At 58.8% G+C, this 15,807-nt stretch carries 13 protein-coding genes and 2 pseudogenes; 10 read left to right on the top strand and 5 right to left on the bottom strand.

Annotated features, from left to right (window positions below):
- Nucleotides 1–31: 31 nt before the first annotated feature.
- The 3 genes from AU381_RS25630 (at nt 32) to AU381_RS25620 (ending at nt 2,283) form a co-directional block, all read left to right on the top strand.
- Nucleotides 32–511: a cupredoxin domain-containing protein gene (locus tag AU381_RS25630; protein WP_064244554.1), complete on the top strand. Its 480-nt coding sequence runs from the start codon at nt 32–34 to the stop codon at nt 509–511.
- A 19-nt stretch (nt 512–530) separates the two neighbouring features.
- Entirely contained in the window at nt 531–815 is a 285-nt protein-coding gene (locus AU381_RS25625; protein ID WP_064244410.1) for a copper-binding protein, read from the top strand.
- Between the two features lie 112 nt (nt 816–927).
- Nucleotides 928–2,283, top strand: coding sequence for an adenylate/guanylate cyclase domain-containing protein (locus AU381_RS25620; protein WP_064244409.1), 1,356 nt, complete (start codon nt 928–930; stop codon nt 2,281–2,283).
- On the opposite strand, the gene AU381_RS29180 is transcribed toward AU381_RS25620, so the two are convergent.
- On the bottom strand, nt 2,199–2,567 hold the full coding sequence (locus AU381_RS29180; protein WP_082910364.1) for a hypothetical protein: 369 nt from the start codon (nt 2,565–2,567) through the stop codon (nt 2,199–2,201). The genes AU381_RS25620 and AU381_RS29180 overlap by 85 nt on opposite strands.
- A gap of 187 nt (nt 2,568–2,754) precedes the next feature.
- Here AU381_RS29180 and AU381_RS25615 point away from each other — a divergent pair, with 187 nt between their 5' ends.
- Nucleotides 2,755–3,462 (top strand): L,D-transpeptidase, encoded by a 708-nt coding sequence (locus AU381_RS25615; RefSeq protein WP_064244408.1) that lies wholly within the window; start codon nt 2,755–2,757, stop codon nt 3,460–3,462.
- Between the two features lie 80 nt (nt 3,463–3,542).
- On the opposite strand, the gene petA is transcribed toward AU381_RS25615, so the two are convergent.
- Nucleotides 3,543–4,106, bottom strand: coding sequence for a ubiquinol-cytochrome c reductase iron-sulfur subunit (petA, locus tag AU381_RS25610; RefSeq protein WP_064244553.1), 564 nt, complete (start codon nt 4,104–4,106; stop codon nt 3,543–3,545).
- A 367-nt stretch (nt 4,107–4,473) separates the two neighbouring features.
- Here petA and AU381_RS25605 point away from each other — a divergent pair, with 367 nt between their 5' ends.
- The gene (locus AU381_RS25605) at nt 4,474–4,857 is read left to right on the top strand and encodes a response regulator (RefSeq protein WP_064244407.1); all 384 of its coding nucleotides are present in this window, start codon (nt 4,474–4,476) and stop codon (nt 4,855–4,857) included.
- 165 nt (nt 4,858–5,022) lie between these two features.
- On the opposite strand, the pseudogene AU381_RS30910 reads toward AU381_RS25605, so the two are convergent.
- Nucleotides 5,023–5,219 (bottom strand): annotated as a pseudogene (locus AU381_RS30910) (LysR family transcriptional regulator); the annotation flags it as partial.
- Nucleotides 5,220–5,729: 510 nt separating this feature from the next.
- Here AU381_RS30910 and AU381_RS25600 point away from each other — a divergent pair.
- Together AU381_RS25600 and AU381_RS30905 are read left to right on the top strand one after the other, a co-directional pair.
- Nucleotides 5,730–6,185: a YybH family protein gene (locus AU381_RS25600; RefSeq protein WP_082910363.1), complete on the top strand. Its 456-nt coding sequence runs from the start codon at nt 5,730–5,732 to the stop codon at nt 6,183–6,185.
- Nucleotides 6,186–6,623: 438 nt separating this feature from the next.
- A pseudogene (locus AU381_RS30905) lies at nt 6,624–6,810 on the top strand (trehalose-6-phosphate synthase); the annotation flags it as partial.
- Nucleotides 6,811–7,382: 572 nt separating this feature from the next.
- Here the strand turns inward: AU381_RS30905 and AU381_RS25595 are convergent.
- Nucleotides 7,383–7,745 carry a hypothetical protein gene (locus AU381_RS25595; RefSeq protein ID WP_064244406.1) on the bottom strand — a complete coding sequence of 121 codons (363 nt, stop codon included), beginning with the start codon at nt 7,743–7,745 and terminating at the stop codon, nt 7,383–7,385.
- 63 nt (nt 7,746–7,808) lie between these two features.
- Here AU381_RS25595 and AU381_RS25590 point away from each other — a divergent pair, with 63 nt between their 5' ends.
- The 3 genes from AU381_RS25590 to AU381_RS25580 are packed head-to-tail and all read left to right on the top strand — an operon-like array spanning nt 7,809 to nt 11,152.
- Complete coding sequence (locus tag AU381_RS25590; protein ID WP_064244405.1) at nt 7,809–9,404, top strand: recombinase family protein; 1,596 nt, start codon at nt 7,809–7,811, stop codon at nt 9,402–9,404.
- Nucleotides 9,376–10,275: a plasmid partitioning protein RepB C-terminal domain-containing protein gene (locus AU381_RS25585; protein ID WP_064244404.1), complete on the top strand. Its 900-nt coding sequence runs from the start codon at nt 9,376–9,378 to the stop codon at nt 10,273–10,275. Before AU381_RS25590 ends, AU381_RS25585 begins: the two co-directional genes overlap by 29 nt.
- Before the next feature lie 40 nt (nt 10,276–10,315).
- Complete coding sequence (locus tag AU381_RS25580) at nt 10,316–11,152, top strand: plasmid partitioning protein RepB C-terminal domain-containing protein (protein ID WP_244520139.1); 837 nt, start codon at nt 10,316–10,318, stop codon at nt 11,150–11,152.
- A 617-nt stretch (nt 11,153–11,769) separates the two neighbouring features.
- On the opposite strand, the gene AU381_RS25575 is transcribed toward AU381_RS25580, so the two are convergent.
- Nucleotides 11,770–15,639, bottom strand: coding sequence for an ATP-binding protein (locus AU381_RS25575; RefSeq protein ID WP_064244403.1), 3,870 nt, complete (start codon nt 15,637–15,639; stop codon nt 11,770–11,772).
- Between the last annotated feature and the right edge of the window lie 168 nt (nt 15,640–15,807).

The raw sequence follows: 15,807 nt of genomic DNA, 5'->3' as shown, positions 1-15,807 counted from the left end.
GCCGATGTTCAACCAACCAAAGGAATACACCATGAAAGCTCAAATCTTCGGACTTCTCGTCGCCGCGCTCGCCACGCCGGCGCTCGCCTCCGGCAATCACGCAGGCGGCCACGGCGAGGCGATGGCCGTCGGCGAGCCCGGCAAGAAAGCCAACGCCACCCAGACGATCCAGGTGACGATGAAGGAGACGGAAGACGGCAAGATGATCTTCACGCCGTCGACCTTCAAGGTCCGCAAGGGCCAGACCGTCCGCTTCGCCATCAAGAACGCCGGCGAGCTCGACCACGAGTTCGTGCTCGATCAGGAAGACAAGATCATGGAGCACAAGGCGGTGATGGAGAAGTTCCCGGAGATGGAGCACGACGATCCGAACGCCATCCGCCTCGCCGCCGGAGAGTCCGGCGAGATCATCTGGAAGTTCACCAACGACGGCACGTTCAAGATCGCCTGCCTGGTACCCGGCCATTATGACGCCGGCATGCACGGCGACGTCACCGTTGCCAAGAAGTGATCATCGAAAGGAGTTCAACATGAAAACGCTCATCAAACTCACGCTCGCCTCTGCGCTCGCCCTCGCAACAGCCTACGGCGCTCTCGCGCAGGAGTTCACAAAGGGAACCGTCAAGAAGGTCGACGCCAAGGCCAAGAAGGTCACGCTGATCCACGAAGAGCTGAAGAGCCTCGAGATGCCGGCGATGACGATGGTGTTCCGTGTCCAGGACGACGCGATCCTAGAGAAGCTGAAGGAAGGAGCGAACGTCGAGTTCGTCGCCGAGCGTGTCAACGGCAAGCTGACGGTAACGCAGGTCAAGTAGTCGCGAACGGGACGCGGACAGGATTGGGCCGCGTCCCGTTCCATCCATCCGGCAGGGAGGAAGCGGGTGGCCAGGTCGTCAAATAACCCGATCTCAGTGCAAGCGGACAGACATGACGTCTTCACTTCATCCCCACTGGGCTTTCGAGCGCGAAGTCCGCGCCATCCTCTTGCGGTTCGTTGCCTTTGCAATCCTGCTCGCTAACCTCATACTCGGCAGCAGAGAAGGGGCCGAAACCACGCAGCGTGTCGTTGTCATCGGCTATTTCATCATCAGCGTCGCTTCCGTCGCGACCGCACGCTTGCTGCCGGGACGCTCCTGGCTGAAGACCCTGTTCGTCGTTCTTGATGCCCTGCTCGTCACCTTGATCCTCTACGCGCATATTCTTGCTGGACCGGTCACCGAGAACCATAACCTGACGACGACGAGCCTGGTGGTTGCCTTCATTCTGCTCACTCATGTGGGTCTGAAGCTCGACCGCCGTCTCGTACTGGTCTTTTCCGGCATCGTCCTCACGGCCTGGGTGACGATGCTGGCGATCACGGCGGCCAGGCACCACACGGCCAGCGTCAGCTCGCTGCTTGCCTCGTTCTTCAATGAGGATCTGGGCCTAACCGTCAGCTTTGGCTTCACCGCCTTTGCGATTTACCTGCTTGCGCGCGATCACGACCGAACGCGTAAGGAAGCCCTCAAGGCGGACCAGCGACGGCACAATCTTTCCCGGTTCTTCTCCCCGCTGGTCGTCTCGGAACTGCAGGAACGGGGCCAGGCTCTCGGGCTGCAGCGCCGCAACGCAGCGATCATGTTTGTCGATCTTCGCGATTTCACCAGCTTTGCTGAAACCGCCACTGCCCGCGAGCTGGCCTTCGTGCTGGCCGAGTTTCGTCAGCTCGTGTCTCAGACTATCTTCGACCACGGAGGAACCGTCGACAAGTTCATCGGCGACGGCGTTATGGCCGTGTTCGGGCAGCCGCGGCCCACTGAAGACGACGCAGACCGGGCCCTCGCATGTGCGCTCGACCTGGTTGACGCTCTGAACGACTGGAGAAATCACGGCGTTCGGAACGGCTATCCCGCGCTCGATGCTGCGATTGGACTGCATTATGGCATCGTCGTCGGCGGTGTTCTGGACAGCGGCTGCCACAGCGAGTTCACCGTCATTGGGGATGCGGTGAACGTGGCGCAGCGCCTTGAAACCCTGGCGAAGTCGCTCGATGCGCCTGTCGTGATCTCATCCGAGCTGGTCGCCCGCCTGCGAAGCCCGGCTCCGGCCGCGGCATGGATTTCGCTGAAGGCAGCCCACCTGCCGGGGCGGCGGCTCCCCATAGATGTGTGCTATCTGCTGCGAGAGAACGCTTCAGGAGGTGTCGAACATGCGCCGGCTTACGAAACGGGCGTCTCGCAGACGGCTCTCCAGAGATCCGTCTTCCAGTCCTCTCCTCCTGCGCCAGATGTAGGTACCGTGTAGTCGACACCCCTGACCGACACCTTGGCCGGATCACCGCACTTGACCAGTGCCCGATGCTTTCCGGGATCGCTGTAGATTGCCCCGCCACGGGCGTCGGTCTGCCAAAGCGAGATGACCACGTCGTAGTCGTATCCGGGTCGTTCGGTGGTCCTGTTACTGACGAGCCCGAGGCTGACGACGGTGGCGTCGTCGAACTGTGCCCTGTGGAAGACAAGAGGCTCCTCGGCACCCGCGATCGGAGCGACAAACATCACAGCCGCAAGTGCGAATGCAAACTCACGCATTCCCACCTCCCATGGTTCATGCGCTGGTCTGACTGTATCACGACGAGACCTCGTCGGCGATCACCATTTCCGCGATCCCAGCGGAACTGACGCCGCCTGTCCCCCGTTCAAGAATCACGATCAACATCACAGCGCCTTCGTTTTCGTGCGCGGCTGAGTGCGAGAGACCGGAGACAGGTGAAGGAACATGCATGGACATGAGGTCTATCGCCGCTCGTTCTTGAAACTAGCGGCAACAGCGGCGGCGCTCGGGTTGACAGCCGCCCTGGGCGAGCCGACAAACAATGGCAGTCTGCCGCGCGCTTCAGGCGCAAGTTCTATTTTGGCGGAGATGTATGGGGAGCGGCCGATGGAGCCTCATCCTGTCCCGGCTGTTCCCTACGAAGAGATCGCCCCCCGGTTTCACCGACAGGTCGTGGCCGACCCGACAGGTGAGCCGTCCGGCACGATCGTGGTCGATGTGGGGAACCACTTCCTCTACCTCGTGCAGGTGAAGGGTCAGGCGATGCGCTACGGCGTCGCCTTGGGCCGCGCCGGTTTCGAGTGGTCGGGCCGTGGTGTCGTGCAATACAAGCGCAAGTGGCCGCGCTGGATACTGTCAGACGAGATGGTGGAGCGAGATCCGAAGCTTGAAAAATATAGTCTGGAGAACGGCGGAATGGAGCCGGGTGCCAACAATCCGCTCGGTGCGCGCGCCCTATACATCTTCCAAGATGCCGAGGATACGCTGTACCGGATTCACGGATCGCAGGAGTGGTGGACCATCGGCAAGCATGTCTCGTCCGGCTGCGTTCGGATGATCAACCAGGATGTTATCGACCTTTATGACCGAGTGTCGGACGGATCCCCGATTCTCGTGACCGACCTGTCGAACGACAAGCCGGACCGATCGTAGAAAAAGGCGGCCGACAAATCGAGGAACAAGCGCCTCGCTGTGTGGAGCGAGTGGTCGTGAGTGTTGTACTTGTGCGGCGCTTATCCGATGAGAACAACTGATTCGGAGATGAATTCGAAGGGGGGGATCGCAAGGTTCTCCGGTGCGGGTCCCTTCCGGACGCGACCGGCGGTATCGTAGTGCGATCCGTGGCAAGGGCAGAACCAGCCGCCAAAGTCGCCCGCCTGCCCGAGCGGCACGCAGCCGAGATGCGTGCAGACCCCGATCATCACGATCCAGTTCTCCTTCCCCTCCCCGGCAGAGCGAGCAAGATCGGTCGCGGATTGGTCATCGGCAAGGTTGGCATTCCGGGCCACAGGATCCTTGAGATCATCAAGTGCAGTCGCCTTGGCCGCCTCGATCTCCTGCTGGGTGCGGTTGCGAATGAAAACCGGGCGACCGCGCCATTTAACGGTCAGTGACATGCCCTCGACGAGCGAGGATACGTCAACCTCGATGGAGGCCATCGCAAGCGTAGACGCGTCAGGATTCATCTGGTCGATGAACGGCCAGGACGCGGCGCCGACGCCCACCACCCCTGCCATGGTTGTCACCAGATAGAGAAAGTCGCGTCGGGTGGGTTCTCGAGTCTGATCCATCGCCATCATGCTGCGGCCCTGCCAAGCCTCGCCCCCGCGGGAGCGGGCGACGAGCAGTTCTCCCGGCAATCCCAAGGGATACGGGAGAATGCCCGCCAATTTTACATCGCCCCCGCGAGTATTGGAAAGGCTTCAGGCGGCGGACAATCGCTCCGCAGCCGAGCCTGGTATCACAAATGTCCTTCAACGGGCTGTCGATTCGGTTGCTTCAGAGCGCCAAGGCGCTCTGTTGTCGCCGTTGCCGTTTTGCCGGTAAAGCAAGCTAATTCCCAACTCGCAAGCGTGCGGGTCCATCGCCTCAAAATAGGACGGAACAGAATGCCCTGGCCCGCGTTTCAAGAACCTGCCACGGAGTTGTTGGGGGGCATACCAAGTGGAACCGGTGACCATACTGCTAGCCGAAGATGAAGGTCTATTGCTGACAGAGTTCGAACAGGCGCTTACCGACGCAGGATTTGGCGTAGTAGCGGTGACAAGCGGGATAAAGGCGATAAAGCATCTGAATGCCGCGGAACCATGCATGCATGGCGTGGTCACCGACATCCGCTTCCGCGAGCCGCCGGATGGTTGGGATGTCGCACGTGTCGCGCGGGAGATCGATCCGGAGACAGCGGTCGTATATATCAGCGGGGACAGCGCTCCCGATTGGGCCTCAAAAGGCGTCCCGAACAGCATCATGCTGGAAAAGCCGTTCGCAATGGCACAGTTGGTGACGGCAATCTCTCAACTGCTGAACGACAGGTCGCCACCTTCGTAAATAGCCACAGACAGCGCGACATCGCATTTGCACGCGCGATATGTCAGCTTCTCGATCGCGGCATGACACGGCCATCCCTACGATCACACGAAAAAGAGCGATCGCCGGCATGTGTGTTTCGGTTCTGTCCGCTGCGCTCACCGAGAAGACGCACGCCGCTATCCGAAGGCTTCCCGCGAAGCACTCGGGCCATCTCTCGCGCTGGAAGACCTCGACGAAGATGTCCACGAGGGCCCGTTTCTTGGATGGCCGCAGTTCCTGCCCGCGTAGTAGATGGAGATCGGACCTGCGTCCACATACCAGTTGGGCGCAACTCGGACGAGCTCGCCGCTTTGCAGATGTGGCAGCGCGTCCGGCTTAGCGGAAGGCGCTCACCGGTGGAACGCCTGACCAACTAGCTAAATCAGTAACGCCAAAATGTTGAGCGGTGGCATTTGAAGGACCGCTCTTGGCGGGACCAGACCTACGCCGGAGGGAGGCCGTACTTCCGCTGTCCATCCAGAGCGGCCTACGACGCCGGTACCAAGCGTTGGATTTTAGCCAGTAGAGTGGTCGTTGAGCCGCGATCAGGCTGCTGATCGCCGGTGCGATCGGCTACCGGGTACGCACGGTCAAGAAGGTCCCGACACCAATCTTGAGGCCAACACCCTGAAGGTGACCAGCCACATGGCGCCAAGCCTGCTTTTGTTCCATTCGTCGTCCGGATCCAACTGGCATGGGCTCTGATCCCCCAGCAAAGGGTGCACCCCCCTGAATCTCCAGCAACTTTAGGACCTAACCGCGCAGCGTTGTTTGCTCTCACGAGGCCGCCGGTATAAAGTTGTACCCATCGGCCAAGAACAAGTGCCGGAATCGCCCAGGGGAGGATTTCGATGCGCTACTTTCTAGCGTCTTTTTGTTTCATCGCACTCGTTATCGGCGCTGGTGAACCTGCCGGTGCCCAGACAGCCCAAGCGAGCATAGAGGCGAACAATGCCGACTTCGTCGACAAGTTTGCCGCTAAGGATGCGAAAGGCCTGGCTCAACACTATACCGAAGACGCAGTAGCGTTTCCTCCCAACGAGAACCGGGTCGCCGGCCGCGAAAGCGTTCAGAAGATGTGGCAGAGCTGGATTGATGCCGGATTGACCGATCTGACACTGAAAGCGGCGCAGGTCGAGGAGAGTGGCAATCTCGCGTATGAGGAGGGCACCTACTCTATCAAGATTCCCGGCAAGGACGGCAAGACCAGCGAGGAAATCGGCAAATACATTGTCGTATGGAAGAAGGGCGACGACGGCGAATGGCGACTGCATCGGGATATCTGGAATACGAACCCTGCTAAGTAGGGTTCGTGCTCGCGTTGCCGCTCGGCTGCGGCATGCAAACGCTTCCTGCGTGCTACGTCAAAGCGATTTAGAGAGGCGCTGCATCCAGCAGGTTAGAAAAGCGACAGTCTTGGCGTTTCACAAGGGCAGGGTCCGACCCACGCGGTCGCTCGGGTTCACCATCACTCTGGCGCAAGTTGGCGCTTTCTGCGCGTTCAGCTCGTCGCCAGCACTGTGAAGGTTCGGCGATTGTCCACGGGACAGCGGCAAGCCGACTGCAAATCCCTCCTGCATCCACGAGACTAAGTCTAGTAGGTTGGTTGCGGGAGACTTGTAAATTCTGCCCTCGAGCCGGCTTTACGGCGGCGATTTCCGCCTCGCGGACATCGAGGTGGGCAAGCGTCTCTCCGGCGCGAAGATGGCGAAGCGCGGCCTCAAAGTCGGCGCGGCGCCGCCGAGGGTGGAGGCCGCTTCAGTGCCTATGGCCGCCTATTCAGGGGCGGCGTTTATGCCAGCATCGAGACTGCGGCTTTGGCCGGATTCGCTAAGAAGGCATCGACCCACAGCACGGTCAGGAAGGCGTGAAAGCATCGAGCACCGCAGCCTCATCATCGATCGCCTCGATTATTCCAACGCCTGCTTCCAACCCTCCGCGTCAAATGCAGCGGTTCATCCGATCGTGTTTCAAGGTGAGCGGCGGCTATTCGCTCGTCGCGTTCATCTCTCTTGCTTCTCAAGATGAGTTTCGCACATTGCCGCCCTTCGAGCTTGCGTACTTGCGGGCGGAAAACACGCGATCTAACCGTCGTAGTCTCTGCCCCGCGTAGCTCTGACACCCTTTAGCCTTTGTCGGAGCCGCTCCGTGCAGAATCCGGCTTGTCGATGGTGGTAATCCCCACATCGGGGGAACCGTCCGTGGCCCAACATGAGCACGGCTCTCCGGCCGGTCCAGTGCCGTACGAGCAAACCTGAGCTGGAGTCGTGCATTGTCGAGGCGCCGGCGCCGTCCGCACCTGGGTTACCGGTGCCCTTCCTCTTGCAGCAGTGGGTTTAGCAGCCGGAGCCGAGTGAATCTCGTTGCAAGACGATACCGCCAGCAGCAGTGGAAGAAACAACCAAGGGGTGATACTAAGCTTTCTCATATCGCTACCCGTATTCTTAGACGCGCCAGCTTTCAAGCCCCCAGTCCGGAGCGCCGACCATTCCGCCCACCTCCCATTAAGAACCGCGCGGGTCGACGTGCAGCGCTTTAATTATCGCTGTTGCACGAGCGAGGGCCACTTCAGCCGTAGTCAATTCAATCGACACCGACAGTAAGTCGCGCTCCGCCATCTTCAGGACGGCGCGCATCACCTGGTCTGAATGACGAGCGAGCAGGACTAGATGCCAACCTTCCGGGCCGCGGTCGCCCGCAAGCCAGTGCCGGGCTGTTCGCCCGCTCGCTCCTGTCCACCGCATGATCGTTTTGATCGCCCTTGCGCCGCCGCCAAGCTCCTCTTTGAGGGCAGCGGCAATCGCAACGATATACATGTCGCGACTATTCGCATGAGCCGGAACAATTGTGCCCATATTCTGAACCATTTTTCCCGCCTCCTCGGTCTATACTCCCACCTGCCCGAGCCCAATGCTGAACGTTGGCACGTCATGGCTATCGAGTGGACGCAAGGCGAGTGCGCAGCTTTACCGCGGAAAGAAATCGCTATTCCAGCAGCGGCTTATGTTCGGATGTCTACCGACCATCAGCAGTTCTCGACCGACAACCAGCTCGCCACGATCCGGCACTACGCTGAACGGTATAACTTCGAAATTGTGCGAACGTATGCTGACGACGGCAAAAGCGGCCTCTCGCTCGCAGGAAGAGATGCTTTGCAAAACTTGCTTCAAGACGTCGAGAATGGCTTGGCCAGCTTCCGGACCATCCTCGTTTACGACGTCAGCCGCTTAGGACGGTTTCAGGATCCGGACGAGGCCGCCGAAATAGAGCTGCGGTGCAAACGCCGCGGAACCCACGTCCACTATTGCGCTGAACAATTCAGCAACGATGGCACGATCGGCTCCACTATCCTCAAAACAGTGAAGAGAGCCATGGCGGGAGAATACAGCCGCGAGCTCTCCACGAAGGTTTTCGCCGGACAGGTCAATTTGGTCCGCCTTGGCTTCCATCAAGGTGGGCCGGCAGGCTACGGGCTGAGACGGCTTTTAGTTGACCAGACGGGAAAGCCCAAATGTGAACTCGCACGCCGAGAGCAAAAGAGCATCGCCACTGACCGAGTTATCCTCGTGCCAGGCCCCGCGGAAGAAATTGCCGTCGTTCAAGAGATCTATCACCTCTTTGTTCGAGAGCGCCGCAGCGAAGTCGAAATCGCTGAGGTGCTGAACGGACGCGGGTTGGTCACCGATCTCGAGCGCCGCTGGACTAGAGCCGCTGTACGACAGATACTCGTCAACGACAAATATGTTGGCGACAACGTGTGGGGACGCACCTCACGCAAGCTGAAACAGGCCTACGTAAGGAACCCAAGGTCCAACTGGATCCGAGCGGCCAGAGCCTTTGAAGCGATCATCGACCAAGAAATCTTCGACCAAGCGCGCGCCATCCTCGCCGCACGAACCGCGCGCGTATCCGACGAAACCATGCTGCAGAAGTTGTCGGCACTCTTTGAACGCAATGGCTACTTGTCCAGAGGACTGCTTGATGCGACCGGAGACTGCCCAAGCCGCCGATATGAAAGGCGCTTCGGCAGTCTTCGTCGAGCCTACGCCTTAGTGGGATATGTAAGCGATCGCGACTACGCCTATCTTGAATTCCGACGGGCGCTTAGTGATCTCCGTTCTCGCGTGCTGACCGATGTTCTCTCAGGAATAGAGGCTGCTGGCGGCTCCGTTTCGGTGCGCACGAACCGGGATCTGATTGTCGTTAACGGTGAGTTTACAGCATCGGTTCTTATTGCGAGATGCATGCGTACTGCGGCCGGGAAGTTGCGGTGGACGGTGAGATTGAACAAATCGGTCAGGCCTGATCTGCTCATTGTCGTGCGGATGCGCCCAGAGAATGCCTGTCCCCAGGACTATTACCTGCTACCCTCAATCGACGTTCACGGCCCAGTTTTGAAGTTCTGGGGCATCAATGACTTTTCGCTTGATTCCTACCGCTGCGAAACCCTGTCACGCCTTTACGCGATGGCGGCACGCACATTCTGGAGGTCGTCTGATGGTCGCGGTTCCCGCTCAGAAAATTGAAATGATTCCGATCGACCGAATAACCGTCGTCAATCCACGATTTCGGAACGAGAAGCAGTTCAAGGAGATTATTGCTAACATTGACCAGATTGGTCTCAAGCGGCCGATTACGGTAACGCGACGCCCGGACGAGACCGAAGCGTCTTACGAGCTCGTGTGCGGCCAAGGCCGCCTGGAAGCGTTCATCGCTCTTGGACAGCGAGAAGTTCCAGCGCTGATCGTAACCGCCGGCCCAGATGACGCCCTGATCGCGAGTCTCGTTGAGAACTGCGCAAGAAGAAGACCTCGCGCCTTGGACCTGCTCCAGGACATCCGGGGCATGAAAGAACGTGGCCACAACGTCTCCGAAATTTCCCGGATGACCGGACTTTCCGCAGAATACGTCCACGCGGTAGCACGTCTTTTGGAAAAAGGCGAAGAACGGCTGTTGAGAGCCGTAGAGACCGGACAAATCCCTTTCAGCGTCGCGCTTGAGATCGCCGAGTCGGACGATCAGGACCTTCAATCGGCGCTCCAGAGTGCGTACGAAAAAAACCTGTTGCGCGGCAAGAAGCTAATGGCCGCCAAACGCATCGTAGAGATGCGGCGCAACAAGGGGAAGGCCTTGAATTACCGGATTGTGCCGCGGACCCGAGTTATGTCTTCCGAAGCTCTCTTGAGAGCATTTGAAGATGACGCGGACCGCAAGCGAATTCTGATAAGGCGGGCAGAGGCCGCAAAAGCAAGGCTGACGTTCGTGACTGAGGCCATGCGCAAGCTCCTGAATGATCCAGAGTTTCGCACCATATTGTCGGAAGAGAGCCTTGTAAGTATCCCCGACGCTTTAGCGTCACGGCTCAATGGAAAGGGGCTGCATGATGGAGGAGCCTGAACGGCGAGGTGCTGTCGCGTTGTCTTTTGAGGCGACTAGCATGAGAATACCCATCGCTGAGATATTGCCGCTAAAGCAACTTCCCAGCACCGTACTTAAATCCGTTAAGTACGCTCAAATAGCTTCTTCCATTGCCGAGGTGGGTATTATTGAACCGCTGGTCGTTATTCGCGATGGGAAGGAGCCAATGCTATTTCATCTGCTCGACGGGCACATTAGGCTCGACGTACTAACGAAGCTCGGCGAAACGGAGGTGGTGTGCTTGGTAGCGACCGAGGACGAGGCCTTTACCTACAACTGCCGGGTCAGCCGATTGGCAACGATCCAGGAGCACAAGATGATCTTGAAGGCGATCGAAAAGGGCGTTCCCGAGGAACGCCTGGCGCGCGCCCTAAATCTGAACATCTCAAGCATACGGCAAAAGAGGGCTTTGCTGGATGGAATTTGTCCCGAGGCGGTTGAGATCTTGAAGGACAAGCACGTACCGATCAATACGATTGAACAGCTCAAGCGGATGAAGCCGATGCGCCAGATCGAGGTTGCGCAGTTGATGTCGGCAATGAACAAGTTTTCCGTACCTTACGCCCGCTCTCTAGTCGCAGCGACCCCCGAGTCGATGCTCGTAAGGCCGAAAAAAGCCGTTCGGCTCTTAAGTCGAGAGCAAATGTCAATGATGGAGACAGAAGCTGCGAATCTGGACCGCGAGTTCAAAACGATCGAGCAGGACTATGGCTCCGATCACCTGGACCTCGTACTGGCGATCGGATATGTCGCACGACTGCTCGCCAACGCACGCGCGGTCCGCTATCTCGCACAACGCTTTCCTGAAATTCTGACTGAGTTTCAGAAGATCGCTGAAATGAGAGAAGCCGCCTAGCGCAGCTCCTCACCAGGCCAGACCTGCTCCCATTTCTATTCGGCCGGTTCATGCCGGCGAGCCGGGCCATCGCCGCGCCTTTGCCGACCACCCAAATTTTCCGACAGCGCGAAGGGCAAAACCAGGCCTGTTTGATGCCAGTCTGGGCGGCCAAGCCGCAATCACGCCGATCTCCCATCGGGAGATCATCGCCATCTCATCGCCATGTGGGTCTGGATCAGCAGCGTTTGACCGATCTTTCGAGTGGGTCGGCGAAAAAATCACGAGGGTCTCATCGCGGCTGTCTAAGAGCGCCGTCGCCACCGGGTAAAGTTCCGGTCGATACATTATGCGATCTTCGTGGCCCAAAGGGTGAACATCACAGCAACAAGGCTTGCAGGGCTCTGGAAGCACAGTTCTGTCCGGCCCGTAAGACGCGTCCACGCTTAGGTCTGCAAACGACAGCATTGCGCCCTCATGTCAGTCATTCAGGCGTATTTGTACCGCTGACAGAAGCAGTCATCGGCGTAGAGCAACTCCAAATTCGATTGCGCGAAATCCGTGTCCTCTCGCAGCCGAGATACTCGACGGCACATCAAAGCTAGGGAGAGATGCGGGACCTCAATCACTGCAAGAATCTAAGCAGGCTGTTCGAAAAGTACGCCGACAACTTCTAGGATTTGCGTCAGACGTGGCAATCCGTCTCCGCCGGATGGGCTCAACAGCACGCTTGGCGATATGCCATCTGGGTTGAGGCTTTCCAGCACGATAATCATGCCTAGCTGCCGCATGCGCTTGAAATAGCGCGCCCCCGATTCATCAACGGCGACAACGGGACGTCCGTCGAGACGGCTAAAGGCTTCAGGCGTCGTCAGCGCGTCGCGGGCTATCAAGTACTGTCCGTCAAGAGCAATCGGCTCTGCGCTGCGGCCGCTCACTGCGAAAAGCCTGGCTTTCTCCAGCAGCTTCGCGATGATGCCAAAGTTGGAAAGGGCGATAAATTCGGCATTCGCGTTAACAGGCGGCACAGGGAGCTCTCGTCCTGCAAACAGCGTCCCTACAATCTTGCGGCAGGAAAGCCTCTCGCGCGGCGCGATGATGGGCTGCGCCAGCACGTAAGGGTCAACGCTCTGGCCGGTAAGGACCGCGATATTAGGGTGAGCATCCGTTTCGTTGTAACGCCGGGCAAGAAGCTTGTCGCCGAATGCAGCCGTAACCAGATTGCGCTCATTGATCTTCGCGTAGTTGCTCGTGATGATCACGTCGCCAACCCCCGCGACCGGATCGAGCGTGCCCGCCGCCAGCTGATAAGCATCATGGTTGTGGAGCGTGATGTCGACGGTTTGAGCGAGGTCTTCCATCGCGATCAGTCCATCGCCGGCGCGGCCGTCTGTGCGCGCGGCAGCGGCTATGCCCGTATGCACAAGTTTCAGTTTCCTGAGATCCGCTGCATTTCCGTTGGGGAAGGAAACGACATTGTCCATCCAGGGAAACAGGCGCGGCTCCCCTGCGTAAGCTTCATACTCAGCGTACACCTTGAAGCCCGTATGAATCTGGCTCTGAAGAGTCGTCTCCCAGAATATCTTTACGTCGCCCGCTTCGGCCAGCCCGATCGTGCCATCGAAAACATGGTGCGATTCATTGATGATCTTCATCTGCTTGCCGCCGCCGCCCGATAGCGTCTTGTAGAGCTTGTCGAACGCCACATGGCTGAACGGCGCTACGCTTGCATCGCGCCGTTCTTTCAGGAGCTTCGCGAGATCGCCGATCGTCATGTCGCATACCGTAGGCTCTTCCGCGCGTAACATGATCTTCAGCAGGTCTTCGCAGTACCTACGGACATCAGCGATATATTCGTAAGCGAGCCTGTCGTCAGAGGACTTTTGTGCTTCCGCATATGCGGCCGCCAGGGCATGACCATTGACGACCGTTGCGACCTTGCTGCTGGCATTCAGGCGGGCAAGCAAACCTTGCTGTCCGGAAAGATTCTCGATATTGACGAGAAGCTGGAAGAACTGCCGCTCATGGGTGATGAGAACCAGCTGCGCCGCTTCGATCGTAGCCGCATCCGCATTCGCAATTCGCGCCAGCTCCTGAGCCCATTTCCTTTTGTTGCGCGGATCGAACGTCACCTGGGGATCGTCGAGAAGCATCAGGGGAAATGGATTTTTGCCGAGTGCTTCAATGGTCTGCTCGCGCATGGCCAAAGTGAAAGCCCAGAGAATGGCACGAAGCCAGGAACTATTGGCAACGGTGGAGGCATCGATTCGGATGCCATGGTCAAAGCTCCCTAAAACCTGAACCGATTTCTTGCCAAGCGCGGCATCCTCGAACGAAAGACGCTCCCTGAATTGAATACGGTCAAGCACCGACTTCATGCGGCCTGACAACGCCGAGATGGAACTGGCGGTTTCCGCTGTGACGAGGCCGCGCAGGTCTTTAAGAGGTTCAAGGGCCTCAGCGATCGCTTCCCGGGTGCGCTGACCGGTCTGGATCATAAGCCAGTCCTCGGCGTGCTTCGCCGCGTCGCGGAGCGCCTTCGCCAGATCGTCGAGTGGGGAAACCTTCTCAAGGGCTTCTTCCAGTGAAGCGAGCCGGCCTTCCAGACTGGACGCCGGAAACAGGCTGTTTTCGTCGGCAATGCCTTTGAGCGCGCTCCACGCATCCACGAACGACGGCCGTTCCACAGCCCACCATTCGACCAGAGCCGACACGCGCTCAGCCCGGGACAGATATACGAGGAGACTCTGTGCCGCGACAGGGACGTCGCCGGAAACGGCGTGGTTCACGTGGTTGAAAGCGGGCAATTTTTCCGAGAGCCCGGCGGCCGTGTTTGCAGCGAAATCCGCCATCCCCGTCAGGACCGTGGAGAAGGGCGCTTCCTCCACAAACCTTTCCCTCATGGCGCTTTCAAAGGCCGTGCGGGGCTGCATGTCCGCGAGCGATGCGAAGTGCGGTACAAGTGCCGCGGGGATCGCGTCCCTGACATCTTTTTCTATCGCCGCGCATGCGTCAGAGAGTTTGCGCTGCGCCGCGTCGGCTGCCGCTTTCAGGTCATCAAGTTCGGCCGCCAAGGCCTTTTGATCGGGAAGCGAGAGCTTGCCTTTGCACAATGGGCACTCGGCATCTTCATGCTCGTGGCCTGCAGGTGCGAAATACTGGGCCGCCAATGCTTTCAGACGAAGACGCGCATCTTCAGCTTGCCGTTTGTCCCACGCGATAGCCTGCCCGATTTGCGATCGTGCCCTCGTCAATATCGGCGAGAGCGCGTCGAAGAGGGAATCGGCATGCGCGGCCTTCAGGGCGGCCCACGCTTCGAAGAGAGGGATGCCTTTCACATTCTGTTGCAGGACGCCGCGCGCGCCGCTGACCGCGTTCCTAATCCGGGCGCGATGATCCGGGTTCGCCGTGTCTATGCCCGCAGCGACCTCCGCCTGGAGCGCGCGCGAGTGTGTTGCCGCGAGGGCAGCAGCACCATCCGCGAGATCGCGAAGCTCCTGCGCATAAGTCCTCTTCTCACGGTCATCGGCAATCGTCAGTACGAAACCAGCCTTACGCGCTTCCTCCGTCGCACGGTCGAGCGCCGTCTCCAGTTTCGTTTCAATACCCTGAATACCCTTGTCGGAACCGTATTTGAGAAACCGCTTGGCTTTGTGAGAAAAAGCGGCCGCGCCTTCGCCGATATCGGCGAGCTGGTCCAGGCCTGTGAGTAGCTTGACGGCTTCATATATCGAATGGCTCTTCTCGCCGAAACCTATCCGCGCAAGACGCGCCGGCATCAGCAATCCGGTTTCGATGAGATGCGGCGCTGTCCTGAGGGCGGGGTCGATCCCGCTTTCAAACTGCGGTTCGCCCACCGGGGCCGCAATTAGCCGCCGGAACGCTTCAGCTGTGTTACCGTCATCATCCTGAAATGAAAGTCGGACCCACGCCTCAGCTGTACCGGCCAGTTTCAGCGCATTGGGAGGAAAGGCGACCGTCGGAGGCCAGTCGCCTATCTGCACGCCCGAGTCGTTGAAAACGGGCATACGCCGCCCGTCATCCTTAACAAGACCATCCTGGTCGCGACAGCGATAGCCCGTCAGCGCCCAGATTATCGCACTGGCGATCGATGTTTTGCCGGAACCGTTCTGGCCTTCGAGGCACCAGTTTTCCCTGTTTGCCTCCAGCATGAACGGAGGGCCATCCAGAAGGTTCAGGCCCCCGAAGCCTCCGGCCTCCACCCTTGCAAGTCGCCAGCGTGCTCTGCCCTCAGCCGGTGTGGCAGAAGACTGCTGCGAAGCAGGATCGAACGATGAGTTATTCCAAGCAGCAATAAGGCCCTCAAACAAATCTTCGCTGCCCGTCGCAACCTTGGCTTTGTCGGAAGACAGGAGAAAATGAAAAAGGCGCCTTGCGGCAGGCGTGGACAACTGAATCTGGCCGGCCTTGATCTCCCCGAAGCTCTTCCAGCTGAGGGGTTCACCCGAGAGCAGTCTGTTTGTAGCCTCCGACAGTGAAACGGCCATGATTCCTCCCCGCCTCAGAAGACTAGAAGAGAAGCTCGGTGCAGGCCATCAAAAATGTCAACACCACATAACGCGATGCGGTCTCAACGACAGCTATCCTAAGCTTCTCGCTGAAAACCGACTGTCGGCAATCGGCCCCAGAGCCAAAATTCATCCCTCGCCTTGAAG

This window comes from Sinorhizobium glycinis (genome assembly GCF_001651865.1).
In the GTDB taxonomy this organism is placed as follows: domain Bacteria; phylum Pseudomonadota; class Alphaproteobacteria; order Rhizobiales; family Rhizobiaceae; genus Sinorhizobium; species Sinorhizobium glycinis.
The sequence above is the reverse complement of the archived record's forward strand: the minus strand, read 5'-3'. Positions and strand labels throughout refer to the sequence as shown.